At 52.6% G+C, this 22,670-nt stretch carries 24 protein-coding genes and 1 riboswitch; of the genes, 15 read left to right on the top strand and 9 right to left on the bottom strand.

The genetic code is table 11. The features are described from left to right. Positions 1 to 99 precede the first annotated feature (99 nt). The 7 genes from ychF to ACN085_RS04235 all read left to right on the top strand — a co-directional run bounded on the left by ychF (position 100) and on the right by ACN085_RS04235 (position 5,663). The gene (gene ychF, locus ACN085_RS04265) at positions 100 to 1,185 is read left to right on the top strand and encodes a redox-regulated ATPase YchF (RefSeq protein WP_419099381.1); all 1,086 of its coding nucleotides are present in this window, start codon (positions 100 to 102) and stop codon (positions 1,183 to 1,185) included. A gap of 37 nt (positions 1,186 to 1,222) precedes the next feature. Continuing rightward, complete coding sequence (locus tag ACN085_RS04260) at positions 1,223 to 2,311, top strand: hypothetical protein (RefSeq protein WP_419110728.1); 1,089 nt, start codon at positions 1,223 to 1,225, stop codon at positions 2,309 to 2,311. Between the two features lie 313 nt (positions 2,312 to 2,624). After that, complete coding sequence (locus tag ACN085_RS04255; protein ID WP_419110727.1) at positions 2,625 to 3,035, top strand: hypothetical protein; 411 nt, start codon at positions 2,625 to 2,627, stop codon at positions 3,033 to 3,035. A 115-nt stretch (positions 3,036 to 3,150) separates the two neighbouring features. Then, positions 3,151 to 3,888: a hypothetical protein gene (locus tag ACN085_RS04250; protein WP_419110726.1), complete on the top strand. Its 738-nt coding sequence runs from the start codon at positions 3,151 to 3,153 to the stop codon at positions 3,886 to 3,888. Positions 3,889 to 4,005: 117 nt separating this feature from the next. Further along, positions 4,006 to 4,365 (top strand): zinc ribbon domain-containing protein YjdM, encoded by a 360-nt coding sequence (locus ACN085_RS04245; protein ID WP_419110725.1) that lies wholly within the window; start codon positions 4,006 to 4,008, stop codon positions 4,363 to 4,365. Further along, positions 4,365 to 5,129, top strand: coding sequence for a class I SAM-dependent methyltransferase (locus ACN085_RS04240; RefSeq protein WP_419110724.1), 765 nt, complete (start codon positions 4,365 to 4,367; stop codon positions 5,127 to 5,129). The genes ACN085_RS04245 and ACN085_RS04240 overlap by 1 nt, the downstream gene beginning before the upstream one ends. 162 nt (positions 5,130 to 5,291) lie before the next feature. Next, positions 5,292 to 5,663, top strand: coding sequence for a hypothetical protein (locus ACN085_RS04235; RefSeq protein ID WP_419110723.1), 372 nt, complete (start codon positions 5,292 to 5,294; stop codon positions 5,661 to 5,663). Between the two features lie 58 nt (positions 5,664 to 5,721). Here the strand turns inward: ACN085_RS04235 and ACN085_RS04230 are convergent, their stop codons facing one another. The 3 genes from ACN085_RS04230 to ACN085_RS04220 form a co-directional block, all read right to left on the bottom strand. Further along, the gene (locus ACN085_RS04230) at positions 5,722 to 6,066 is read right to left on the bottom strand and encodes a DUF952 domain-containing protein (protein WP_419110722.1); all 345 of its coding nucleotides are present in this window, start codon (positions 6,064 to 6,066) and stop codon (positions 5,722 to 5,724) included. A 62-nt stretch (positions 6,067 to 6,128) separates the two neighbouring features. Continuing rightward, positions 6,129 to 6,797, bottom strand: a complete 669-nt coding sequence (locus tag ACN085_RS04225; RefSeq protein ID WP_419110721.1) for a TetR/AcrR family transcriptional regulator — start codon at positions 6,795 to 6,797, stop codon at positions 6,129 to 6,131. Continuing rightward, entirely contained in the window at positions 6,790 to 7,440 is a 651-nt protein-coding gene (locus tag ACN085_RS04220) for a TetR/AcrR family transcriptional regulator (RefSeq protein WP_419110720.1), read from the bottom strand. The genes ACN085_RS04225 and ACN085_RS04220 overlap by 8 nt, the downstream gene beginning before the upstream one ends. A gap of 176 nt (positions 7,441 to 7,616) precedes the next feature. On the opposite strand from ACN085_RS04220, the gene tpx reads away from it, so the two are divergent. Further along, positions 7,617 to 8,111: a thiol peroxidase gene (tpx, locus tag ACN085_RS04215; RefSeq protein ID WP_419099392.1), complete on the top strand. Its 495-nt coding sequence runs from the start codon at positions 7,617 to 7,619 to the stop codon at positions 8,109 to 8,111. Between the two features lie 85 nt (positions 8,112 to 8,196). Here the strand turns inward: tpx and ACN085_RS04210 are convergent, their stop codons facing one another. Together ACN085_RS04210 and ACN085_RS04205 are read right to left on the bottom strand one after the other, a co-directional pair. Continuing rightward, positions 8,197 to 8,523, bottom strand: a complete 327-nt coding sequence (locus tag ACN085_RS04210; protein ID WP_419099393.1) for a branched-chain amino acid transporter permease — start codon at positions 8,521 to 8,523, stop codon at positions 8,197 to 8,199. Further along, positions 8,516 to 9,277 (bottom strand): AzlC family ABC transporter permease, encoded by a 762-nt coding sequence (locus ACN085_RS04205; protein ID WP_419110719.1) that lies wholly within the window; start codon positions 9,275 to 9,277, stop codon positions 8,516 to 8,518. The genes ACN085_RS04210 and ACN085_RS04205 overlap by 8 nt, the downstream gene beginning before the upstream one ends. 79 nt (positions 9,278 to 9,356) lie before the next feature. On the opposite strand from ACN085_RS04205, the gene ACN085_RS04200 reads away from it, so the two are divergent. The 6 genes from ACN085_RS04200 to ACN085_RS04175 all read left to right on the top strand — a co-directional run bounded on the left by ACN085_RS04200 (position 9,357) and on the right by ACN085_RS04175 (position 15,093). Continuing rightward, positions 9,357 to 9,794 (top strand): Lrp/AsnC family transcriptional regulator, encoded by a 438-nt coding sequence (locus ACN085_RS04200; RefSeq protein ID WP_419104889.1) that lies wholly within the window; start codon positions 9,357 to 9,359, stop codon positions 9,792 to 9,794. Between the two features lie 85 nt (positions 9,795 to 9,879). Beyond that, positions 9,880 to 10,335 carry an OsmC family protein gene (locus tag ACN085_RS04195; protein WP_419099396.1) on the top strand — a complete coding sequence of 152 codons (456 nt, stop codon included), beginning with the start codon at positions 9,880 to 9,882 and terminating at the stop codon, positions 10,333 to 10,335. A gap of 135 nt (positions 10,336 to 10,470) precedes the next feature. Next, entirely contained in the window at positions 10,471 to 11,952 is a 1,482-nt protein-coding gene (locus ACN085_RS04190) for an amino acid permease (protein ID WP_419110718.1), read from the top strand. A 164-nt stretch (positions 11,953 to 12,116) separates the two neighbouring features. Further along, a complete protein-coding gene (locus tag ACN085_RS04185; RefSeq protein ID WP_419099398.1) occupies positions 12,117 to 12,737 on the top strand; it encodes a thymidine kinase in 621 nt (206 codons plus the stop codon). 156 nt (positions 12,738 to 12,893) lie between these two features. Continuing rightward, positions 12,894 to 13,640, top strand: coding sequence for a hypothetical protein (locus ACN085_RS04180; protein ID WP_419110717.1), 747 nt, complete (start codon positions 12,894 to 12,896; stop codon positions 13,638 to 13,640). Positions 13,641 to 13,788: 148 nt separating this feature from the next. Beyond that, positions 13,789 to 13,904: riboswitch (SAM riboswitch) on the top strand. A gap of 943 nt (positions 13,905 to 14,847) precedes the next feature. Continuing rightward, a complete protein-coding gene (locus ACN085_RS04175; RefSeq protein WP_419110716.1) occupies positions 14,848 to 15,093 on the top strand; it encodes a GNAT family N-acetyltransferase in 246 nt (81 codons plus the stop codon). 190 nt (positions 15,094 to 15,283) lie between these two features. Here the strand turns inward: ACN085_RS04175 and ACN085_RS04170 are convergent, their stop codons facing one another. From ACN085_RS04170 to ACN085_RS04160, 3 genes are all read right to left on the bottom strand, one after another. Beyond that, positions 15,284 to 15,952 (bottom strand): SLATT domain-containing protein, encoded by a 669-nt coding sequence (locus ACN085_RS04170; protein ID WP_419110715.1) that lies wholly within the window; start codon positions 15,950 to 15,952, stop codon positions 15,284 to 15,286. Positions 15,953 to 15,960: 8 nt separating this feature from the next. Continuing rightward, positions 15,961 to 17,529 (bottom strand): reverse transcriptase domain-containing protein, encoded by a 1,569-nt coding sequence (locus ACN085_RS04165; protein ID WP_419110714.1) that lies wholly within the window; start codon positions 17,527 to 17,529, stop codon positions 15,961 to 15,963. Between the two features lie 225 nt (positions 17,530 to 17,754). After that, on the bottom strand, positions 17,755 to 19,977 hold the full coding sequence (locus ACN085_RS04160; protein WP_419110713.1) for an NADP-dependent isocitrate dehydrogenase: 2,223 nt from the start codon (positions 19,975 to 19,977) through the stop codon (positions 17,755 to 17,757). 144 nt (positions 19,978 to 20,121) lie between these two features. On the opposite strand from ACN085_RS04160, the gene ACN085_RS04155 reads away from it, so the two are divergent. Next, on the top strand, positions 20,122 to 22,134 hold the full coding sequence (locus ACN085_RS04155) for a prolyl oligopeptidase family serine peptidase (protein WP_419110712.1): 2,013 nt from the start codon (positions 20,122 to 20,124) through the stop codon (positions 22,132 to 22,134). 85 nt (positions 22,135 to 22,219) lie between these two features. Here the strand turns inward: ACN085_RS04155 and ACN085_RS04150 are convergent, their stop codons facing one another. Beyond that, positions 22,220 to 22,660, bottom strand: coding sequence for a hypothetical protein (locus tag ACN085_RS04150; protein ID WP_419099404.1), 441 nt, complete (start codon positions 22,658 to 22,660; stop codon positions 22,220 to 22,222). Between the last annotated feature and the right edge of the window lie 10 nt (positions 22,661 to 22,670).

Raw genomic sequence — 22,670 nt, 5'->3', positions numbered from 1 at the left:
AGTTTGTGGCTTCTCACGCACCGCCGACACCCTACCGCTTGTACTCACCTAGTAGACTAGGGAGCAAAAGATTCTTCACAACAAAAGGCTTATATCTCCGTGGCTCTTACTATTGGTATTGTCGGTCTGCCTAACGTCGGCAAATCGACCCTCTTTAACGCACTGACTAAAAACAACATCCTGGCGGCAAACTACCCTTTCGCCACCATTGAACCGAACATTGGCGTAGTGAACCTGCCGGATGAGCGTCTTGCCCGCCTGGCAGAGATCTACGGTTCTGAACGTATCCTGCCTGCAACAGTGTCTTTCGTAGATATTGCCGGTATTGTACGTGGTGCCTCCGAGGGCGAAGGCTTGGGTAACCAGTTCCTGGCTAACATCCGTGAGGCGCACGCCATCGCCCAGGTCGTTCGGGCTTTTGACGACCCCGATGTTATCCACGTCGATGGCAAGGTGGACCCTGCCTCTGACATGGAAACCATCAACACCGAACTGGTGCTGGCGGATCTGCAGACCCTGGAGAACGCTATCCCGCGCCTGGAAAAGGCCGTCAAAATCAAGAAGGGCGACCCCGCCCAGCTTGAGGAGTACAAGAAGGCTCAGGCCATACTGGAACAGGGCGACACCCTGATTTCCAAGTACAAGGAAGCCAAGATCGACATGGCTTTGCTCAAGGAGCTGAACCTGCTGACCTCTAAGCCCTTCATCTACGTCTTTAACTCGGACGAGGGCGTGCTGGCTTCTGAGGAAAAGCAGCAGGAACTGCGTGAGCTGGTGGCACCTGCCGAGGCTGTCTTCCTGGACGCCAAGCTTGAGGCTGACCTGGTGGAGCTCTCTGAGGAGGAAGCTCGCGAGATGCTAGAGCTGAATGGTCAGGACGAATCTGGCCTGGACCAGCTAGCCCGTGTTGGCTTCTCTACCCTGGGCTTGCAGACCTACCTGACTGCTGGCCCTAAGGAGACCCGCGCCTGGACTATCTCCCAGGGCGACACCGCACCCCAGGCTGCTGGCGTGATTCACACTGATTTTGAGCGGGGCTTCATTAAAGCTGAGATTGTCTCCTTTGAGGACCTGGACGCCGCAGGCTCCATGGCTGAGGCTAAGGCCAAGGGTAAGGTCCGTATGGAAGGTAAGGACTACATCATGCAGGACGGCGACGTGGTGGAGTTCCGCTTTAACGTCTAGCTACTGGAGACAAAAAGTGTTTTCTTGGTGGGGCGAGTTGAGCACTCGTTTGGACTGGTCTGACCCTAGCTTCATAGTTGCTCTCTTAACTCTTGTAGTTACAGCTGCGATTCCATGGTTGATTTGGCGTCGTGGGGTAAAACAGTCAGAGCAGGATTCAGCCCTGCTTGCAAGCCAGAAGCAGATGCTTGCAAGGCAACGACGCGACACTCTTTTGACAACCCTTGATGACGCTTCATCCGACAGACACCTCCAACTTCTTTGGCGTGAAGTAGAGGAGTTCGAGGGAGAAGATCGCGACTTGCTCCGCTCCGCTTTTCGCGCGAATCCGTCTATCGCGCTTCCGGGCGGGGCAAATAGCATCGAGGCAGCTGATTCGCTGGATCAAAAGGCTTTGGATGATTACACGGCTGGCTTAGAACGTCGTTACTCTGTTGCAGGTATATATCCTAGCTATACGGGCCTTCTCGATTTCCTGAGGCGTGTAGTAACGAACACTGGATTAAAAACTGATCTCTCAATTATCGTAGATTTAGTGACTGGCCCTACTGCGCAGTTGCAGAAGCCTGGCCACCAGTTCTTCCGGGATCTGGTGGAGGTGCTACCAGAATCTGCTGCGAGCCTTCTCTACAAAGTTGAGGAAATAGACTACCGGACCTCAGGTGGCTTACGGCTCAATGTTCTTACAGGAGTGCTTCTTGGTTTAAAGGACGCAGAATTGGGGCGTGAGACGGGGCGGGGACAACCTAACAGCTTGCGGGTATCTGTGTTCAGAGAGCAAGTTCCCACTTCGTTAGCTTCTTTGCTTCATCGGGACAATTTGCAGTCGTTTAACCAGTGGTCAACAGATGGTTCTACAGAACCTGTATCCGCTACAGTTGCTTGGCTGATACGGGCGGTCGGTTGGTTCGCTGATACTGATGATCACTTGGCGAAGCGGATGGTAGAGAATCTTTCATGCGCTATAGACTCGATTCCAGTAAGAGATCGACAATGGGGAAGAACTGATGCTGAAGATGTCCGGTACGGTTTCTCTTCGATACAGCGTAAGCAACCAGGATTATGGAACCCTTATGGATCTGTTCTTGAAGGTGCCGCTGATACTGTTGGGAGCTGGAGAGCCTAGGAGCTGGGGACGGCATAAATTAAGCTATGCAAATCATCATGCAGGCAAGGCCCACCGTATTATGAGGAGGGACGGAAAACGCGAGGGAGGAGCACATTAGACGCGTAATAACCGCCAAGGTGAGCACTGTAAGAAGCTATCTTGAAGCACTTGGCCGCAGTCTCACGATCGAGTACGTCTCGGGTGACAAGCGCGTTCAAGGTACTTAGCTGGAAGCTTGTGGGAAAGGCTTGAAAGGTTGCGCAAGCTGACTTTACAGCCTACCTTTCTCCTGATGAGGCTCTAATGTGAGACATGCACAATAATGGTGTCTATGCTTTCTTTTTCTCAGCATCTGTTACGCCTGCTTATGGGCTCTTTCATGCTTTTGGCTGGTACCGCCCACCTGAGCTACGCCCGCCAGTCCTTCCTGGCCCAGGTGCCCGTCTGGCTACCACTAGATCCAGACTTGGTTGTGGTGGCCTCCGGGCTGGTGGAGCTAGGCTTCGGTCTGGGCTTACTCTTTGCCCCGCATAGCTCCCGTAAGGCAGTAGCCCTAGCGCTAGCTCTCTTCTACGTCCTCATCTTCCCCGGCAACATCAACCAGTACCTTCAAGGGATTGATGCCTTCGGGCTAGATACTGACGCCAAGCGCTTTGTCCGTCTGCTCTTCCAGCCCCTGCTCGTCCTTGCCGCTCTCTGGGCCGGAGGGATCCTGCCCAGAGGTAAAAAACTAGAGCCCTAATCCCTTGCTGAGGTCCAGGCCAGTAGACGGGCCAAACGATGTGCGAGCCCTATACTGGGTTAAGTTAAACAGGAACAGAAAAGAGACAACACTCAAGGGACCTGCAGGAGGATAAATGTCCGCCACAAAATTTTCTCTCCTACTCTGCAGTGGCCTACTAGTGCTAAGTGCTTGCGGTGGCCCTGAGCCGGGAACTGACAGTAACCCATCAGCCAGTTCCCCCATGAGCCTCTCACCAAGCTCAACTGAAAGCCCTAGACCGTCTAGCTCACCCACCGTCACTCTCTCACCAGCTACCGCTAGTACCTCCGCTAGCCCAACAGCTCCTGCAAGCTCATCCACCCCTGCGACAGCAAACCCCACCAACCAGCAGCCGGGGGCCGCCCATCAAACTACCGCCCCACCGCTGACTGAAAGAAAAGGCTACATCCCGCAGGGTGCGGTTCCTGTCACCTCCTTCTACCCGGTCAGCGAGAACTGGAATGTTGGTATTCTCGTGAGCCCCTCAGGCAATATCGGGTGCGATATTAGAGGCACTACCACAGCCGTCTGCGGGGTGGTCTCCTACGCGGAGGAAAGGAAGTACACAGAACCCTCAGCACTGCTTGCCCGGTGGATTTTCTCGCTGGATGATTCGGTCCAGCAGGTGGAGCTAGGGGCACGGGGTGATGCCCTCTTTTTCATGATGAATCAGTCTAACCCTTCTGGTGGTTCTGCCCAGGTGGTGCCTTATGGGACCAGCGTTTACTCCCAGCACCTGGCCTGTGAGTCGGCACAAGAGGCCATGACCTGCTGGAACACTAAGACCGGCAGGGGAGTTGTGATGAGTAGAGAGGGCTACAGTACTTTTTAGCTCTGCTAACCGCTGTGTCAGCGTCCCTGTGCCTGTGGCCTGGCGTGCGGGGCGCGCCCTGCGTATCTGCCATAATGAGGGGTGAAGTAGTCTCTTGACCCGTTCGAAGGAAGCGCCATGTCTGAAGAATACACGCCAGCTTGCCCAGCGTGCGCTGAGGAATACTCCTACCAGCAGGGGCAGCTGTGGGTTTGCCCCATGTGCGGCCACGAGTGGATTGAGGCTGAAAAGGGCGCTGAGCCTGATGAAGCCGGCAGCAAGGTCCTGGACTCGGTAGGTAATGAGCTAACCGTCGGTGACGCAGTGACCATTACTAAGGGCCTAAAAGTTAAAGGTGGCGCGGATATTAAAGCTGGCACCAAGGTGCGCGGTATCCGCCTACTGGAGAGCCCTATCAACGGCCATGACCTTGAGGCCAAGGTCCCCGGCGCTGGCCAGATCTACCTCAAATCTTCTGTGGTAAAAAAGATTAACTAATGCTTGGCAGAGGCGTAAAAGCTAAGGGAACGGCTTCTCAGTTTGATGATTCATATTTAGTAGCAATCTACGATGAGGACAACCCTGACGGGGAAGACCACGATTTCTTTCGCCGTCTAGCTACAGCGACACAGGCCCAGTCCATTGTCGATTTGGGCTGTGGCACCGGAATCCTTACTGTTACCCTCACCGGGTCAGGTCGATCTGTCATAGGAATAGACCCAGCTCCGGCCATGATTAAGTATGCCCAACATCGTCCGGGCGCACATTGCGTAGAGTGGCAGGTGGGAACAAGCGATCAGATCATGCCACACTCCGCTGACCTGGTGATAATGAGTGGCAATGTAGCTATGCATATGATTGGGGATCAGTGGTACAAGGCTCTCAAACATATTGCACATGGACTGAAACTTGGCGGGCGGCTAGCCTTCGAGACCCGCAATCCCGAAAATCGTGCCTGGGAACGATGGAGTCACGAGCAGACTACACGTAAGACAGTTATTGGCCGCTTGAATGAAACCACAGTGATTGAGCCACCGGACCAACAGGGAGTTGTGGTTATGCGCTCGCACAGAGAATTTCTGGAGAGTGGCTACACGGTTGATACCGTTCAGCGGCTTCAGTTTAGAAGCTATGAGCAGATTACTGAAGCCTTAGAGCAAGCTGGTCTAAGGGTGGAGCACTGTTACCGTTCCTGGAGTTGTGAGCCTTTTACTGGGGGAGAGGACCAGCCCCTAATGATTTTCACCGCAGCAAAATACTAAAACTTACAAGTAAAGTTGGAATACCAATAGAGTTGAGACTCAACCAGAAAACCTACAAGCTCACTGATAATTATGGCTGGAGAGGCTTTCCCCCTTGTGGCAATTTAGGGTTTGGGCGTACTGTGTAGATACTGCTTATAGAACTATATGAAGGTGGATATTATGAAAGCACGTTTAGCTCTGCTTGCGGGTATCGGTGTGGGTTATGTTTTGGGCGCCCGCGCCGGTCGCGAGAGCTATGAAAAGATCAAGAGTCAGGCTAACAAAGCTCTGCATGACCCTACTGTTCAAGAGAATGTGAAGGCCGCAGGGGAAACTATTCGCCATAAAGCTCCTCTGGTTGCCGAGAAAACCAAAGAAGTAGCTTCAACGGCTGTAGAAAAAACCAAAGAAAAAGTAGAAGAAATCAAAGAGACCCGCATCGAAACCAAGGCAGAGAAAGCCGCAGATGAAGCAGTCGAGCAAGCACCTGCAGATGTTATGTCAGATCCAGTCACCGCCCCCGAGGACGAAGGCCCGCTAGCTACTGCCTAGGCACCTCAGCAACTCCAGCCCGTCGACCGTTTAGAGCTCTATACGGTAGGCGGGCTTTTTACTGCCTCTTCCACTGGTGTCCTCTGCAAACCGTAAGAGCCTCAAGAGGGATAGGTCCACCGTAGATATGTGGGAACAGCTCAGAGTCTGGGTCGAGCGGATCACACGGTTCGTGCTGTACGGTGAGATTCGCATCAGCTAAAGCCAGCTCATCAATAGTTAGAACGAGGGCATCCTGACGGTCACTATAGACTGCCTGCCAAATGCGCTGGACCTGGTCCTCTGAAGCGCTACAGTGAATGAATCTTGCTTGAGCCAGGGGAAGTCCACGGGTAGAGATATCGTAAAAACCTGTTTTAAGAGCGCGAGCGTAATCTTCGGGTAAAGCTATATGGAACAACATAATGTCAGCTTAACACTGTGCCATGCTATTCTCTGATGCTTTGACCGGTGTACCGGCCAAGACTATGAGCGGAAGGCGCCAACGCCTTCAGAAAGCCGAATAAATTCATCGATGTCCTCTTGGGTGGCATAGGCAACCGGGGTAACCAGTATCTCGTTCATACAGGAACGGAAAATCCTGCTGATGTTGACGGGCTCTGACCCCCGCCCACCAATCACAGCCTTAGTTGAGAGCCCATAGCTAAGGGTAGTCAGCTTATTAGCCTGAACCTTCAGATGAGTGCCAGTTTTAAGCTGACCAGTACTATCAAGGTAGACCAGCATGTTATAAAAATATGAGCGAATCCGCTCAAGACCTTTGGTCGAAATATCCTTGATACCGGGGACTGGGCGTAGTTCGGAAACCATGCTGAGGGTAATACGGGAGATTGCCTGCGAACGCGGGGTGATGGGGAGAAAATGCTCCAGAATTTTAACCGTGTTGAGAACATCCTGGCCTTCGACAGAAACAGCTTTCATACTGGCTTCTGTTTCCTGCCCAATAAGGTCAAAGGCGAAGGTGAGAAGCTCCACTCTGTTATTAAAAGAGTGACGTAGCGATCCCATAGAGATCCCGGCCTCGGCTGCAACATTCCTGACGGTAACGGCACTAACACCGCGCTCATTGAGCAGTTTCCATAGAGCCTGGGCAATTATCCGGTTCCGGGCTTCGTGGTCGATGAGTTTAGGCACGGACAAACTCCTGAGGGTCAGTAGAAGCATCCTGGCAGACAGGGGAGATAAAGATGTTCAGGAGTGTCTCGAACTGCACAATAATAGGTTCGGTAAGTTCCTGCGTGCTGATCTCACCATCTGTGAGCATGTAAAGCGCGTTAATGCCCCAGAGCAAGGCAACGAGCTTCTCCACCTCCAGGTCAATATCTAGCCCCGGCTTGAGGAAGCCATGAGCTCGAAGCTGGCTCAACAAGAACCCATAGGCATATATAAAGTCAGCCTCATGTTCTTGGAGTATTTTTGCAATATCAGGGAAAATTCGCATGTCTGCCAGCATGCCTGCTATGACTGTCGTGAATCGTTGTCCGTCTTCTGAAACCGGCGAAAGGTAGGTGTAAAGTTCTTCCAAATTGTCAAGTAGCTGGCCCTCAAACTGCCGGTTGGTGAGGGAACGGATAAACTTTTTTCCTGCAAAGTCCAGGGAAAAAAGCATCATCTCCTCAAAAGAGGGGAAGACATGGCGCAAAGATCCGGTAGAGATCCCGGCTTGGGCGGCAACGGTCCGTACCGAGACACCTCGTACTCCCTCACGCGTCAGCACCTGCCAGACTGCGTGAGCGATCTCCTGTTTTCGTTCCTCATGGTCTATTAGTTTTGGCACAGAATCCACTTTAGAACATCTTCTAAACCCGACACCTTTTTGGCTACAAGATGTCACGAAAGTGTCGACACGCCCCAAGGATGACTGCCCTAAAGCTCCAAGTGGGCTAGAGCATAACTGCACGCCCACAGCGCAACCTCTTGCATAGCCTGGTTAAGCAGGACACAATGGATTCTATGGCTACTACACATTTAGAAGGCAGCGCCGTTCAGACCGTCGGCGAACTGCCCACCCTTGACTCACAGGCTCCCAGCTTTACCCTGGTCAAGACCGATTTGAGTGAGATTTCATCCGCCGATTTTGCCGGTAAAAAGGTAATCCTCAATATCTTCCCCTCCATCGATACCGGCGTTTGCGCCAGCTCGGTGCGCACCTTCAACCAGCAGGCAGCTGCTTTGGAGAACACCGTGGTTCTGTGTGTTTCCCAGGATCTTCCTTTTGCCCTGGGTCGCTTCTGTGGTGCAGAAGGCATCGAAAACGTCGTGACTGCTTCTGCCTTCCGTTCATCATTTGGCAAAGACTTTGGCCTAACCCTCGCTGATGGCCCGCTGGCCGGTCTCTTGGCCCGATCCGTGCTTATTCTGGACACCGAAGGCCAGGTCATCTATACCCAGCTGGTCGATGAAATTAGCAGCGAACCCGATTATCAAGCCGCACTTGCTGCTCTTTAAGCCTTGACCGCTTGTATCATGTGGCCCCCGTTCCTGCCAGTGCTGGCAGGAACGGGGGCCTTATCTATGATGGCTATTACCTAGCTTAGAAAACCCAGTTAGCCAGAATAACGCAGGTTGCTGTTCCCGCCAGGAGGCTAAGGGCGAGGTTTCCGCGCCAAAGATGTAGGGCGGCGGTCACAAGGGTTCCGGCCAAGTAGGGGGTAGCTGTTTGCCAGGAAGAATAGTCAATATCTGCAATCACATAAAAACCCAGGCAGATAATAGCCCCTAAGGGTACCCAGCGGGCCAAATCAGTGACGAGGGCTGAGTCTTTGAGCGCATTTTTGATGCCAAAAGGAAGCAGCCGCAGGGCAAAGGTGATGCCTGCAGAGAGAAAAATAGCGGAGAGGATGTAGCTGGTGCTAGGCACGGGGCAGCTCCTGTAGGGCTGTTTTAGGCTGGGCATAATGGCGGATCGTCAGCAAGGCGACAAGGCCCAGGAGAGAGAGAAGCAAGATGGAATGGGGGAAGAACACTATGGCAGTTATCGAGGAGAGGGCTGCCAGCGCCGCCGTTGTTTTATCCCTGACTGCTTTATAGGCGTTGATAGAGAGCAGAATAAACATACCGGTCATCACAAAGTCCACGCCTTTGAGATGCGATAGGAAAGTGGCTCCTACAAGAGCGCCTAGAGTTGACCCGCCCCACCAGCTCACCCAGAGACCCACAGATACGGTTAAAATGCGACTCCCGCGAAAGCCCTGGGAGCCCGGTGCGGTATTGATTGCGTAGGCTTCATCGCAGAGCAGATACACGGCGACCGCTTTAGCTAGGTTCCCCTGAACATTCTGTAGCGGGTAAGAGATACCGTAGACCAGGTGGCGGGCATTCATGAGTAGGGTAGTTGAGGCGATCAGTGAGAGGGGCGCTACCGAGGCAATGAGCCCAACCAACAGAAATTCCACCGAGCCGGCGAAGACGATCGCTGAGAGTGCAGGCGCAACCCACCAGGGTAAGCCAACCGAAGCGACCAGTACGCCTAAGCCCATACCCATGACCATAAACCCTATGCACAAAATACCCGCTACTCGCATGCCTTCTTTAAAGCCGCTTTCACCGGGTAGGGTAGCGACATGCTCACCGACAATATCGGGTGTGGTTGAGGTTTCTTTCGTGATGTGCATACGGCCAGTTTAAAGAAAAACGAGAGCAAGGTGTTTGCGAATAATTGCTGAGAGTGCTATGTGCTGGCAATATATGTATATGGATTCTTTAGATAGGGCAATAATCAATGAGCTCACCCGCAATGGTCGGCTGACTAACCAGGAACTTGCGGCGCGCGTAGGCCTCACTGCGGCCCCCTGCCTCCGCAGGGTACGCAGGCTCGAAGAACAAGGAATTATCGAAGGCTACAGCGCTCGCATCAACTATGAGGCCATGGACGAGGGGTTTGAAGTCCTGGTTTTTGCTGACCTATCTCGCAACGATGTTGCGAGCATCGAGGATTTTGAGAACACCATTATGGCCAGCGAGAACGTGGTTGAGTTCCGCCGTATGTACGGGCTACCTGACTACTACATTAAGGTTAGAGTCAAAGACTCAGCTGCCTACGAACGCTGGTTTTCAGAGGTCGCCGCCCGGCACGACTCTGTTATCAGGGTGGACTCCCGTATCACAATGAAGCTTCTCAAAGCCCCTTAACCTACCCTTGGGCCGCAGGGAATAAACTCTGCCTCTGCCCAGTTGAAACTGCAACCACGCTTAGGACAATTACCCAGGAGAAACCATGAGTGAGAATACCGCTAACCAACGCACCCAAGACCCCAACTACCGGGCCGTCACGGTAGAGCGGACTGCCTCCCGCCACTACCGCGCAACCAACGCCAAGGGCGACAGCCTTGAATTCGGTCAGGGGGAGGGGCTACTGACCCCTGTTGAGCTTCTGTTAGCCGCTATTGCCGGTTGCTCAGCTATCGACGTGGACGTTGTCACCGGCCGCCGCGCAGAAGCAGAGGAATTTAGCGTCACCTCTTCCGGCATCCGCCAGGTTGATGAAAACGGTGCCGTCCGAATGGACGATATTGAAGTCAGCTTTAAGGTCCGCTTCGCCGCAACCGAAGCTGGTGAAAAAGCTCAGTCAATGGTGGACCGACTCATCCGGCTATCTGCTGAGAAGGACTGCACTGTATCTCGCACGGTCGAGCACGGCTCAAAAATCACCTTCATCAACGAAAATGCCTAGGACATTTGCCGGGTAAAGCTATATCACGTGATACCCGGTGGTATGTGGCCTGCGCGGTTGGTAGTCTAAAGTTTGTCTTAAACCCCCTAAGCAAAACTGTTGGGGACTCATTACCAGCGAAAGTAGCAGCACACTATGTCTCCTGAAGCACACCCTGCACCTACCGGGCAGGTTAAAGAAGAGCTTAAAAGAGGGCTAGCTAGCCGGCACCTCTCTATGATCGCAATCGGCGGTGCTATCGGTACCGGTCTGTTTGTGGCATCAGGTTCCACTATTGCAGAAGCCGGTCCGGGTGGTGCCCTAGTGGCTTATATCCTGATTGGCTTTATGGTGCTGCTCCTGATGCAGTCCCTGGGCGAAATGGCCGCGCACCTGCCGGTAGCGGGCTCCTTCCAAACTTTTGCCTCCCGCTATGTTTCAAGCTCCTTTGGTTTTGCTATGGGCTGGAACTACTGGTTTAACTGGGCAATTACCGTAGCCGCGGAGCTGGTCGCTGCGGGCGTCATCATGTCCTACTGGTTGCCGGGTGTCCCCGGCTGGGTATGGGCAGGTGTCTTCCTCGCTCTCATCCTGGGTATCAATGTGCTTTCGGCCCGCTCCTATGGTGAATCTGAGTTCTGGCTGGCCACCGTTAAGGTCATTACCGTTATCGTCTTCCTTATTGCCGGCATTGCAATGATTTTTGGCATTCTGGGCAACCACAACAACGGCTTTGCTAACTGGACGAACGGCGAGGCCCCTTTCAAGGGCGGCTTCGTCTCGATTATGGCGATCTTCATGGTTGCGGGTTTCTCCTTCCAGGGCACCGAGATGATCGGTGTTGCCGCAGGCGAATCCCAGAACCCTCGCCGCGATGTGCCCCGGGCGCTTAAGAGCGTATTCTGGCGGATTATGCTCTTCTACATTGGAGCGATTGCCGTTATCGGTACCCTCATTCCCTACACCAACCCCAACTTGTTGCGCACCGGTGAAACCGATATCGCCTATTCACCCTTCACTATGGTTTTTGAGAACCTGGGTATTGCTTTTGCCGCTTCGGTCATGAACGCGGTTATTCTGACTGCTATCCTGTCAGCCGGTAACTCAGGTCTCTACGTCTCATCCCGTATGCTTTACGCTCTTGCCCTTGAAGGCCGCGCGCCCCGTATCTTCACCCGGGTCAACGCCCGAGGCATCCCTATGCCTGCGCTGCTGATGACTGCCGCTATTGGCCTGTTTGGCTTCGCCTCAGCGGTTATTGGGGAGGGCTCTGCCTACACCTGGCTTATTAATATTTCAGGTTTGTCAGGCTTTATCACCTGGGTGGGTGTGGCTATTTGTCACTACCGTTTCCGCCGGGCTTATGTTGCTCAGGGTAACGACGTCAATGACCTGCCCTATAAGGCCCCTCTCTTCCCCCTGGGCCCCATCGTAGCCTTGCTTATGTGCCTTATGGTGATTGCTGGTCAGAACTACAACGCAATCTTTGAAGGTCTGTGGCTCCAAGTGGTCTCCGCCTACATCGGCCTGCCTATTATCATTGGTGTCTGGCTGGTTCATAAGCTGGTTACCGGTTCTAAGAGGATCCCTCTGGAACAGGTGGATGTTTCTGGTATTGAGGTGGGCCAAGCCCAATAAGCGCCCACGCCGCTGGCTGTTTGCAGACCCCGCTACTGCCCCCTCCGTCAGGTTGGAGAGGGCGGTAGCGGGGTGTTTATCTATTGGATGCGCTGACTCATCAGATGCGGTCGTGAAAGGCTAGAATAAGGTGGTTTGTACATATAGGAGCTGGGAGGGCCACCGTGGCTAAGCTGTATTTCCGTTTTGGGGCGATGAACTCTGGTAAGTCCACTGCGCTCTTGCAGGCGGCCCATAACTATGAGGAGCGCGGTCAAAGGGTTCTGCTTGCTAAGCCACAGCTCGATACTAAGGGGGACACTGCCATTGTTTCCCGCCTGGGGGTTACTCGCGCCGCGGATTTCCTCGTGGGTGATCAGGACTCTGTGCGTGAGCTCTTCCATGCGGCCGCTGAACCTCACGCCCGGCAGGAACAGCTTCACGGGCATCTGCCTGTCTCCTGCCTGCTAGTGGACGAAGCCCAGTTCCTGACCACTGCCCAGGTTGATGACCTCATGCGGATCGCGGTGGAGGAGAATGTTCCCGTCATGTGCTACGGCATTCGCACGGACTTCCAGACGCGGGCCTTTCCCGGTTCAGCCCGTCTGCTGGAAATCGCGCACAGCCTTGAAGAACTTAAAACTATTTGCCGCTGCGGCCGCAAGGCTCTCTTTAATGGGCGCACTGTAGACGGTCGTTTTGTGTTTGCCGGTGACCAGGTGGCTATTGACGGGGTTCATGTGGGCTATGAGTCTCTCTGCCCTTCCTGCTATTTGCAGGAATCCGGTGGCAAGCTCTACCAATAGCTGGCAGGATCCCATGGCTATCCGTAGTGTCCAGAATCTTGGCTAGGGCTTTTTTATCCCCTTTTTAGTGGTTTATGTCATGCCGAAGCGCCGAGGTGTGCCCAAACCAGCCTATAATCGTAGTGCCCAGTCCTTTTTTGAGAAAGAGAAAAATCTATGGCTGTATCACCCAAAACCCGCCTGCTGGCTGTACCCACCGTCGCGCTGATGTCCCTAGCCCTTCTGGCTGGTTGTGGCTCATCCGATAAAAAAGAGAGCGCAGCAGCGGAGACTTCTAGCTCAGCTAGCGCCTCAGCTGAGCAGTCCCAGGCAGCGGAGGAGACCAGCTCAGCTGCCGCTGATGAGGCTAAGGTAGAGGCAGTTATTCCTGACGGCTTCAAGAAGGTAACAGCACCTAACAATAAGATCAGCTTTGCTGTTCCTGAGGGCTGGATGGAGATGGACAGTGAGGCCATTGCCAACACTGATGCTCTTCAGGAGTACCTGGATCAGGCCGCCCAGGGAACTAACTTCACCCCCGAGGAGCTTAAGTCTCAGATGGCTCAGCTTGATCTGATGGCTACCTCTGTGACCCCTAACGAAGATGGTTTCGCTGAGAATGTGAACGTCAACGCTGAGCCCGTCTTGGTTACTTCCCTGCCTGATCAGGCCGAGATGGAATCACTGGCTAAGGGTATCAACGCTACCCCGGGCGAGTACAAGAAGATCTCCACCCCTCTGGGTGAGGGCACTCAGCTGAGCTACACTCTTGACGTTACCGGTGTGTCCGTACACGGCGTGTTTGTGGTTGTGCCTTCTGGTACCGGTACCGGCTTCAGCGTTCTTACTGTTTCAAGTAGCAATGCTGACAGCGCGGCCAAGCTAGCCGAGCAGATGGCTGGATCCCTGTCCAAGGCCTCCTAGTTTCTTAGAGGCTTATGAGCTGACAGCTCGCGCTAAGGCCCCGCACCCTCTTGGGTGTGGGGCCTTAGCGCTTCCTGAGCGGTCTTTGTCAGTTAGTGAAGTGTATAAAGCTTGTGAACTTCCATTTATTTTGTTAAGTTGGTGTCACGATTCAGAAGCCCAACGGTAAGCCCTTTGACTTGTTGGCTGGCAACCGCCTGACGCAGACGGTGCTCTCAAAGGAAAATCGGTCGCTACCCACAAGGCGTAGCGAAAGTGGCGTTTGTTTTAAGGAGGCCCACAGTGGGTCGTATTTTTTCGTGGACATCAGCTATCCGTTCTGCACTGTGTAGGAACAAGCCAGAGGACTTTTCTGACCCGGTTCAGGCACAAGAGCAAGAATCGCCGTCTATCCCTATTTCGCGCTGTACTATCCACGCACCTGGCCACCGGGTTACGCCCTCACTGGGGCTTAACGCTTCGAATATGACCTGGCGGAGGGTGTCTATGACGGAGCTGCGGGGGACTAGGGTGCGCTTATCTATCGGTGGGCAAAACAGGTTCTTTTGGAGCCATGATGCTGAGCGGCTGAGCGTTTTCCTCAGAAAAACTGATGAGTCAGTTCTGGGGGATTCCGCCTTACCCTTGCTCTGGAGTCCTTCACATAATTTGCTGGGTGTGCGCGAGGGAAAGTCTTTCTACCTGGTTCACCTGGCGGAGCGACCACTTGATTATTGTTCCTACAGTGACTCATCACCGAGCCGTAGGGAAAGCCAAGCTAGTAAATAACTAGATAGGTACGGGGAGGCTTACTAAAGAGGGTAGTGTCCCAGCTCAGCGCTCTATCAGCCAACAGCCCCTAAGGCGCTGGCCCCGGGCCAGCTGGCTGGTAGAGTGCCAAGCACAGTATTGGCTGAGCAAGTGCCCTGTGAATAAGCCACAAGATAAAGAGAAAGGTTCAGCGGATGCCCGTGAATGAATTTGGCCAGCCTGTAGGTGAGGCAGTACCTGGCTGGGAGCCCGCACGCGAACCGCAGGCTGTTACTTTGGTGGGGGAGTGCTCGCGCGTAGAGCCGCTTGATTTTGCGCGGCATGGTGCTTCGCTAATGCAGGCTTTCAGCGTTGATCAGGCTTACGGTGGGCCTACCTGGACTTATAGGGGATTGGGCCCTTTGCGTCAGCTGCAGACTACCTGGAGGGTTTGCGTGCTGCTATGGAGAAGCCAGGCATGTATCCCTATGCTGTGGTGGATGTGGCAAGCGATAGGGCGCTGGGAACTCTGGCCTTGCAACGTCAGGATCGGGCGAATGGCTCTATTGAGGTGGGCTGGGTTGTGTTTGCCCCGGAGTTACGCGGTACCGAGGCTTCTAAGGAAGCTCAGCATCTGCTGATGAGGTATGTGTTTGAGGAGCTGGGGCACCGCAGATACGAGTGGAAATGCGATGCCCTCAACGAGCTCCATACGGGCGGCTAAAAGCCTGGGGTTCGTCTATGAGGGAACCTTCCGCAAGGCCATGATCTACAAGGGCAGAAACAGGGATACGGCGTGGTTTTCTATAAATTTTTAAGAATCTTTATTATATTGGAAAATGCGAAATGAAAACTAAAACTTGTGCAGATAGAGTATCTAAATTTAGGCAATTTTATTGATTATTGATTATTGATTATTGAGTGGGAAACCTTATTGGCAAGAACAATATTATTATTAATGTTGATGCTATAAGGATAATTGGTGAATATATCTTTATGTACCCAGTAGCTATAATAAAATTTACACCATATTTACTTAACTCGCCGTTATTTATTTTTTCTTCAAGTAGGTTTTTTGTGCCATCAGATTTTTGTAATTGATTATGAATGCCCCCTGAGTTCTCTCTCAAGGACCTGTAGTAGTCGAACGGCGTATGGTTTGCTGAGGTTTCCAGAATACTGTTATATTCATCAATATTTTTTTTATACTCACTTTCAGATTTTCTTTCTTTATCTTGCAGTGCGCTTACTCGTAGATAAAATTTATGAAGTGAGTTGTAGCTCTTAAACATGTCCTCAGCGAATCTTCGTGAGTTAATGTATATTTGGAAAACGCTGTAAATTATCAATTGGATTGATAATGCTACTATTATCAAATCCAACTTTTTCCCTTCAAGCCAAACCATCTCTGCATCCATCAAACGAACTATCGAAAGTATAATCAAGATAAAGCTTGAAAAAATTCCTACAAAGTTCCAAATATTCTCTTCAAGGCGAATCCTCTGGTGGGCTTTGATTCTTGCTTTATATGTAATATACGAATTATTGCACAAAGTATCGAAAGGGTAATATTTATTTTTCATAACGAATTTCAGTATAGTTCGATCTGGGCACTGAAGTTTTTATCAAAAACTAGAACGGCTGACCCATGAATTTTTACAAATTTATTTACTACCTTGTGGTATCTTAAGAAGGAGGGGATTGTGAGATTTATAGTTTCTGTAGAATTACTTTTTATAACTGGGTATATGATGTAATTAGATACCTCATCTATGGGTAAATCCCACAGCTTTGGGTATTCATCCCAAATTTCTGTGTTGGCAAGAACTTGTGTTAGTATCCTTTTACGCTTTTTAATTGCTTTATATATACTTTGGAGCACCCAGCGATCTAGGTCGTGTATTTGATCAGTATCTGTCGCACCAGCGAAGTAAGGGAGAATTCCTCCCAGCGGCATCAACGGTAAATTTGAAGATGTATCCCTTAGGAAGTATCTAATTCTTGATTCATTTAAGTTGGAATAAATTAATCGGCGTAGTGAAAATATTAACGATATATAGTCTTTATCGATTAATCCGTATTTTTGAGAATTTAATCTAGATAATTCCTGCCTCCTATGCATTGGAGCGTTGAGAAGTATCTGGTATATATTTTTTTGAACTTTATCTTTTATGATAGAAATTGATTTTTCAGAGATCCTTGTTTTATCTAGGTAGAAATCATGATTCAAGAAAGTTATAAAATCAGTATGTGGCATTTCGTGAGACAGATCTGGTGTGTTAGAAAGGATCCTAATTCCGTGACTTTTTTGGGGGCTGATTGAAACTCCACTTTCTTCGCACCAAATAAGTATCTTTTCAACTGCTTTTGTAACAGCCTCATAGGAGTCTGACCATATCAATATATCATCAGCAAATCTCACAAATGAGATGTTAAGCTTTTCAAAAGCATAATCAAGATTTGCAAGCGCTAAATTTGCAATAAAAAGACTTAAAGCCGATCCCTGCGGGATTCCCTTTTGTTTTTCTGCGAAGCGGCTCGTTTTAATGTAATTGAAAATTACATCTTTTTCGCTGTTGGTTACATGGAATCTTGGGGAGTTTATAATTTTCTTTATGTAGGCATGTGAGATGCTGTCGAAATAATTGGTGAAATCGAACTCAGCTATGAACAGTCTTTTGTGACCCCTGAACTCTTCTGATATAAATGTAACGGCATCGTGAGGGGAAGCATCGGATCGGTAGGCGTAGGAGTTTCGTGAAAATTTTACTGAATTCTTTTTTGAAAGTTCAGTAAAAAAGTGAAGAGACACGGCTTCATCTATTATATTATATATGTAAATATCTCTATATTTATTATTATGTTTCGGAACTCTTCTATGCACCGGTTTGGAGAAGGTGTACTTAAAATCGCTAATTTTTTTAGCGGCTTCGATAGATAGGAAATTTATTTTTTTTAGTACATACTGAGGGTTGTGCAAATTCTCTGCCCAGTATTCAGGCTGATTTTTATTGTATGAGTAACTGGGGGTGGAAAAAGGTTTATTTAAATGCGATGTTTTCCGTTTTGCTGAATTATTTCTTCTATTGTTTGCAGTTAATCTTCGAATTGCAACAATATTAATATGATTTTGAATTGATTTTTCAAGTGGATTTCCCAATTAGCTACCTTAATTAATTAAGCAAGGGGCGGAATCGGCTAGCGCTTTATCCGCCCCTTACCTCGAGCTCAAAACAATCAAAAGTAAAGTCCATTAAGGACGACTAAAGCCTCATGCTCTAGATCGGTATGCTCAGATATGAGCGTTTCCAAGCTCAATCATCTCACATAATGTCAACTGGTAGCATCATGCAAGAAGGGTATCTAGATACCGGTTAAAATTATACTAAATTTTAAGCCTACTAATAGTATTATTCAGTGTCGCGCTCGGGCGCATGACTGCTGAGGCTTTGGCGTCCTCGGGCTTGTAGTAGCCGCCCAGGTCGGCGGGGGAGCCCTGCACCGCCAGCAGCTCAGCCACAATCTGCTCCTCGTTAGCCGCCAGGGCCTCCGCTACCGGCGCGAACTTAGCCGCCAGAGCCTCATCCTCGGTCTGAGCCGCAAGCTCCTGCGCCCAGAACTGAGCCAGGTAGAAGTGCGAGCCACGGTTATCAATCTCGCCCACCTTACGCGACGGCGACTTGTTCTCATTCAAGAAAGTACCGGTCGCCTTATCCAAGGTGTCAGCCAGCACCTGAGCCGAAGCGTTACCGCTGGTCTTGGCCAGGTGCTCAAACGAAGCCGCCAGAGCCAAGAACTCACCCAGCGAATCCCAGCGCAGGTGGTTCTCTTCCACCAGCTGCTGAACGTGCTTAGGGGCAGAACCGCCCGCGCCGGTCTCAAAGAGGCCACCACCATTAATGAGCGGAACAATGGAGAGCATCTTGGCGCTGGTACCCAGCTCCAGAATGGGGAAGAGGTCAGTCAGGTAGTCACGCAGGACGTTACCGGTCACAGAGATAGTGTCCTGGCCCTGGCGGATCCGGTCAATGGAGAACTGGGTGGCTTCTGCCGGTGCCAGAATACGGATATCCAGGCCCTCGGTATCGTGCTCGGGCAGGTACTTCTGAACCTTGGCAATCAGGTTGGCGTCGTGGGCGCGGTTCTTATCCAGCCAGAAAACAGCGGGGGTCTTAGAATCGCGGGCACGGGTGACAGCCAGCTTGACCCAATCCTGAACGGGGATGTCCTTGGTCTGGCAGGCACGCCAGATGTCACCGGCAGAAACCTGGTGCTCCATCAGCACCTCACCAGCGGAGTTAAGAACCTGAACAGCGCCGTCAGCGGCAAGCTGGAAGGTCTTATCGTGGGAGCCATACTCCTCAGCCTTCTGAGCCATCAGACCAACGTTCGGCACAGTACCCATGGTGGTGGGGTCAAAGGCACCCTTGGCGCGGCAGTCATCAATCACGGTCTGGTAGACACCAGCGTAGGAAGAGTCCGGCAGAACGGCCAGGGTATCAGCCTGCTGGCCAGCCTTACCCCACATCTGCCCGGAGGTACGAATCATGGCGGGCATAGAAGCGTCCACAATAACGTCGGAGGGCACATGCAGGTTAGTGATGCCCTTATCGGAGTTCACGTAGGCCAGTTCGGGGCCCTCAGCCAGGCCCTTCTCAACCAGGGCGCGAACATCGTCCTGAATCTCGGCGGGCAGGGTCTCAATACCGCTAAGGATAGCGGCCAGGCCGTTGTTACCGTTCAGGCCAGCGGCATCAAGCTGCTCACCGTACTTGTCAAAGAGCTCAGAGAAGTAAGCACGGACCACGCGGCCAAAGAGAATGGGGTCAGAAACCTTCATCATGGTGGCCTTCAAATGGACAGAGAAGAGCACACCCTCAGCCTTAGCGCGGGCAATCTGCTCAGCTAAGAAGCGGTCAAGGGCGGCAACGTCCATGTAGGTGGCGTCAATAATCTCACCGGCCAGTACAGGGGTGGACTCCTTGAGCACGGTGACGGTGCCATCAGCCGCTACATGCTGAATCTTGAGGTTATCATCGGCCTCCATGACCACAGACTTCTCGTTGCTAAAGAAATCGTTCTGGCCCATAGTTGCCACATTGGTCTTGGAGTCAGCGCTCCAGGCACCCATGGAATGGGGGTTCTTGCGGGCGTAGTTCTTAACCGACAGGGGAGCGCGGCGGTCTGAGTTACCTTCACGCAGAACGGGGTTAACCGCTGAGCCCTTGACCCGGTCGTAGCGGGCACGAACGTCCTGGTCGGCTTCGGTGACGAGCTCTTCGGGGTAGTCGGGAATTGCGTAGCCCTTGCCCTGTAGCTCGGCAATAGCGGCCAGTAGCTGGGGCTGAGAGGCAGAAATGTTAGGAAGCTTGATGATGTTGGCTTCGGGGGTCTTAGCCAGCTGGCCCAGCTCGGTGAGGGCATCGGGCACCTGCTGGTCGACTGGGAGAATATCGCTGAACTGAGCCAGAATACGGCCAGCCAGCGAGATGTCTCGGGTTTCCACCTCAACACCGGCGGTTGATGCGTAGGCTTCCAGAATAGGCAGGAAGGAGTAGGTCGCTAGTAGCGGAGCCTCATCGGTGTGGGTGTAAATAATCTTTGCCATGTAGGGCGTCTCCCTTGTTGCTTGTGGGCAGTGTCATTCCTAAGAATACAACCCTGTGCCCCAGCTCATAGAATTTTACACGGCTGGGTCATAAAACGTGCCAGGTATCTCCTGGAAAAGTCATCCTTAGGTAGATTGGAGAGTATGCAGCAACAAGACTCTCCGGCCGCAGAGACCACCCCTCTGCCCGCCCACGAAACCTACCTATCCCAGCTGATTGAAGCCCCCCGTATGGTGGGCCTTGCCGCCTCGCGATCGGGTGAACCCGTCCTCACCGTGCAGACCCTGAATAAAGAGGGAGCTAAGTACCGGCCCCGGCTATGGGCTCTACCCGCTCACCAGGAGGAAAAGCCCTACCCGCTGACCGCGCCGGACTCCGGGGCGGCCCTGCTCGCACTCGATGAAGAAGGCAGACCTTACCTGACCTTGGACAAGGACCTAGACCAAGCCGAGTCCAAGAGCCTCAAAGGGGTCTACCGCCTGCCAGAACGGGGTGAACCCGAACTGGTCCTCAGTTTTCCCGGCGGCATTAATGAACTGGAAGTCCGCCAGCGGGAGAAGGACCCTCGCTACATCTTCACGGCCAAGGCCCACCGTGGCTCACTCGAAGAACAAGCCAAGACACTTGATGAACGAGAAAAGAGCGCAACCAGCGGGGTACTCTACAGCGAGTTCCCCACCCGCTTCTGGGACCACGATTTGGGCACCGGCAAGCTCAGCCTCTACCTGCAAGACGGACAGGAAGAGCCCCGCCTCATCCATGAGCTGGGGGAGGGGGCCCTGCTCTCAGGTTTTACTGTCTGCCCCGGCGGTTCCCAAGCAGCCCTTACTGTAGAAACAAAAGAAGGCGGTATCTACCAGCGCTATAGTGTCTGGCTGATAGACCTGGACGGGCAGACAGCCCCACGGGAAATTGCCGCCGCAACAGCTACTCATGACTATATAGCTGGTAGCTTCACTCCTGAAGGCACCGGCCTAGCCGTGACCCAGGTACGCCGCTGGTTGCCCGGTCAGTCCATCAAGCTCAATGCCAATCACTACAATCTGGCAACCGGCGCAATGACCGAGCTTTCCCGCGACATAGACCGCTGGGCAGATGACCTGGTCTGGCTGGATGAAGAAAACTACGTCTTTAGCAGCGATAACCTGGGTGCAAGCGCTATTTATAGGGGGAGCCTGAAGGGGACGACCGAAACCCTGGTAGACGATGGGCGGTCGCATTTCTCGTCGCTTGCCTACAACGATGGTGCCCTGGTTGCCCTCAAAGACAGCCACCAGCATTCGGCCTACCCCGTGCGTATTGATACCACCAATGGTCGCGTAACCCGCATAGCCAGCCCGGTTGAAGAGCTGAAGGCGCCCGGTAAGCTAGAACGGCTGACCTCAACCGCTGCAGACGGTACCGAACTCACCAGCTTCCTGGCCTTACCAGAGAACTGCGGCACTGAGCCCCTGCCCCTGCTGGTCTTCGCCCACGGTGGGCCCTGGGGGTCCTGGAACTCCTGGAGCTACCGCTGGAACCCCTGGGTCTTTACCCAAGCAGGCTACGCTGTGCTCATGCCCGACCCCGCTATCTCCACCGGCTACGGCCAAGACATGCTAGACCGGGGTGGGGACGACCTGGGAGGGACCCCCTACAGGGATATTATGCAGGTTGTAGAAGAGGTCAGCGCCCGCCCCGATATCCAGGGCGACAACCTAGCCTTCTCCGGCGGGTCCTACGGCGGATTTATGACTAACTGGGTAGCAGGTCGTGCTGAAAAACGCTTTAAGTGCTACATCACCCACGCCTCAATCTGGGACTATAAGGCCATGTACTTTCTAACCGATAACGGTGCCTGGAATGAGTGGAAACTGAGCCAAGGCGGCGAAGGAGATGCCATTTCCCCCTACCACCGGGCCGCCCATATCGCCGCCCCCATGCTGGTCATCCACGGCGATAAGGACTACCGGGTGCCCATCGGCCAGGCCCACCACCTCTGGGCTGATCTGCAACACCACTCGCCTGAGCTGGGGCACAAGTTCCTCTATTTCCCCGACGAAGGGCACTGGATCCTTAAACCCGGCAACTCGCGCCTCTGGTACCGCGTCTTTGTGGCCTGGCTCAACCAACATTTGGGCGGTCAAGAGTTCCAGATGCCCGAGATTCTAGGTTAGGGGAAATCACACCAGCCCCGACCACCCCGAACACAGATGCCCGCCACGGTAAGAACCGGGCGGGCATCTGGCTAGACTTGCTGCCTTAGAGCTTCTCTCGCTCATTTTGTACAGCCTTACGCCTGCGCGCCGTCAGCGTAATAGCAGGCCCGATATTGGCCGCTACCCAGAGCGGGATAAGTACCACCAAAAACATAAAGAGTGTTCGAGCAATGGACGAGGCCTGGTCCGACTCAATCAGAGTGTTGAGCCAAGATGCGAGCCCCACAATTAAGACTGTCCCCATCAGCAGGTAGCTAAGAGCCCACCAGAACTCACTGGCCGATGCCTCGCCCCGACTATTCCAGTAGTGTCGGTAGAGAAGACGAACAGCACGCAAAGGCCCTACCTGCTCAGCGCTCGCGGGAGCGCGGTATTCGTCCTCATAGCCCTCATCATCATGAAAGCCACCCACAGCAAGAGCCTCTGGGGTATCGAGTGAGGGCGCTTCTACAGGTCTATGGCGGGTAGGCTGGTTCTCAGACATACCCCTAAGA

It is taken from the genome of Rothia sp. P4278, from assembly GCF_048512945.1.
In the GTDB taxonomy this organism is placed as follows: Bacteria; Actinomycetota; Actinomycetes; order Actinomycetales; family Micrococcaceae; genus Rothia.
This window is presented reverse-complemented; position numbering and strand designations above follow the sequence as displayed.

What these genes read in the sequence shown, in the direction of transcription:
- ACN085_RS04200 (WP_419104889.1), top strand. Translation starts at nt 9,357, where the DNA reads ATGGATTCTTTAGATAGGGCAATAATCAATGAGCTCACCCGCAATGGT.
- ACN085_RS04240 (WP_419110724.1), top strand. Translation starts at nt 4,365, where the DNA reads ATGCTTGGCAGAGGCGTAAAAGCTAAGGGAACGGCTTCTCAGTTTGAT.
- ACN085_RS04150 (WP_419099404.1), bottom strand. Translation starts at nt 22,660, where the DNA reads ATGTCTGAGAACCAGCCTACCCGCCATAGACCTGTAGAAGCGCCCTCA.
- ACN085_RS04180 (WP_419110717.1), top strand. Translation starts at nt 12,894, where the DNA reads ATGGCTGTATCACCCAAAACCCGCCTGCTGGCTGTACCCACCGTCGCG.
- ACN085_RS04190 (WP_419110718.1), top strand. Translation starts at nt 10,471, where the DNA reads ATGTCTCCTGAAGCACACCCTGCACCTACCGGGCAGGTTAAAGAAGAG.
- tpx (WP_419099392.1), top strand. Translation starts at nt 7,617, where the DNA reads ATGGCTACTACACATTTAGAAGGCAGCGCCGTTCAGACCGTCGGCGAA.
- ACN085_RS04160 (WP_419110713.1), bottom strand. Translation starts at nt 19,977, where the DNA reads ATGGCAAAGATTATTTACACCCACACCGATGAGGCTCCGCTACTAGCG.
- ACN085_RS04170 (WP_419110715.1), bottom strand. Translation starts at nt 15,952, where the DNA reads ATGAAAAATAAATATTACCCTTTCGATACTTTGTGCAATAATTCGTAT.
- ACN085_RS04250 (WP_419110726.1), top strand. Translation starts at nt 3,151, where the DNA reads ATGTCCGCCACAAAATTTTCTCTCCTACTCTGCAGTGGCCTACTAGTG.
- ACN085_RS04255 (WP_419110727.1), top strand. Translation starts at nt 2,625, where the DNA reads ATGCTTTCTTTTTCTCAGCATCTGTTACGCCTGCTTATGGGCTCTTTC.
- ACN085_RS04245 (WP_419110725.1), top strand. Translation starts at nt 4,006, where the DNA reads ATGTCTGAAGAATACACGCCAGCTTGCCCAGCGTGCGCTGAGGAATAC.
- ACN085_RS04155 (WP_419110712.1), top strand. Translation starts at nt 20,122, where the DNA reads ATGCAGCAACAAGACTCTCCGGCCGCAGAGACCACCCCTCTGCCCGCC.
- ACN085_RS04195 (WP_419099396.1), top strand. Translation starts at nt 9,880, where the DNA reads ATGAGTGAGAATACCGCTAACCAACGCACCCAAGACCCCAACTACCGG.
- ACN085_RS04175 (WP_419110716.1), top strand. Translation starts at nt 14,848, where the DNA reads ATGTATCCCTATGCTGTGGTGGATGTGGCAAGCGATAGGGCGCTGGGA.
- ACN085_RS04205 (WP_419110719.1), bottom strand. Translation starts at nt 9,277, where the DNA reads ATGCACATCACGAAAGAAACCTCAACCACACCCGATATTGTCGGTGAG.
- ACN085_RS04235 (WP_419110723.1), top strand. Translation starts at nt 5,292, where the DNA reads ATGAAAGCACGTTTAGCTCTGCTTGCGGGTATCGGTGTGGGTTATGTT.
- ACN085_RS04230 (WP_419110722.1), bottom strand. Translation starts at nt 6,066, where the DNA reads ATGTTGTTCCATATAGCTTTACCCGAAGATTACGCTCGCGCTCTTAAA.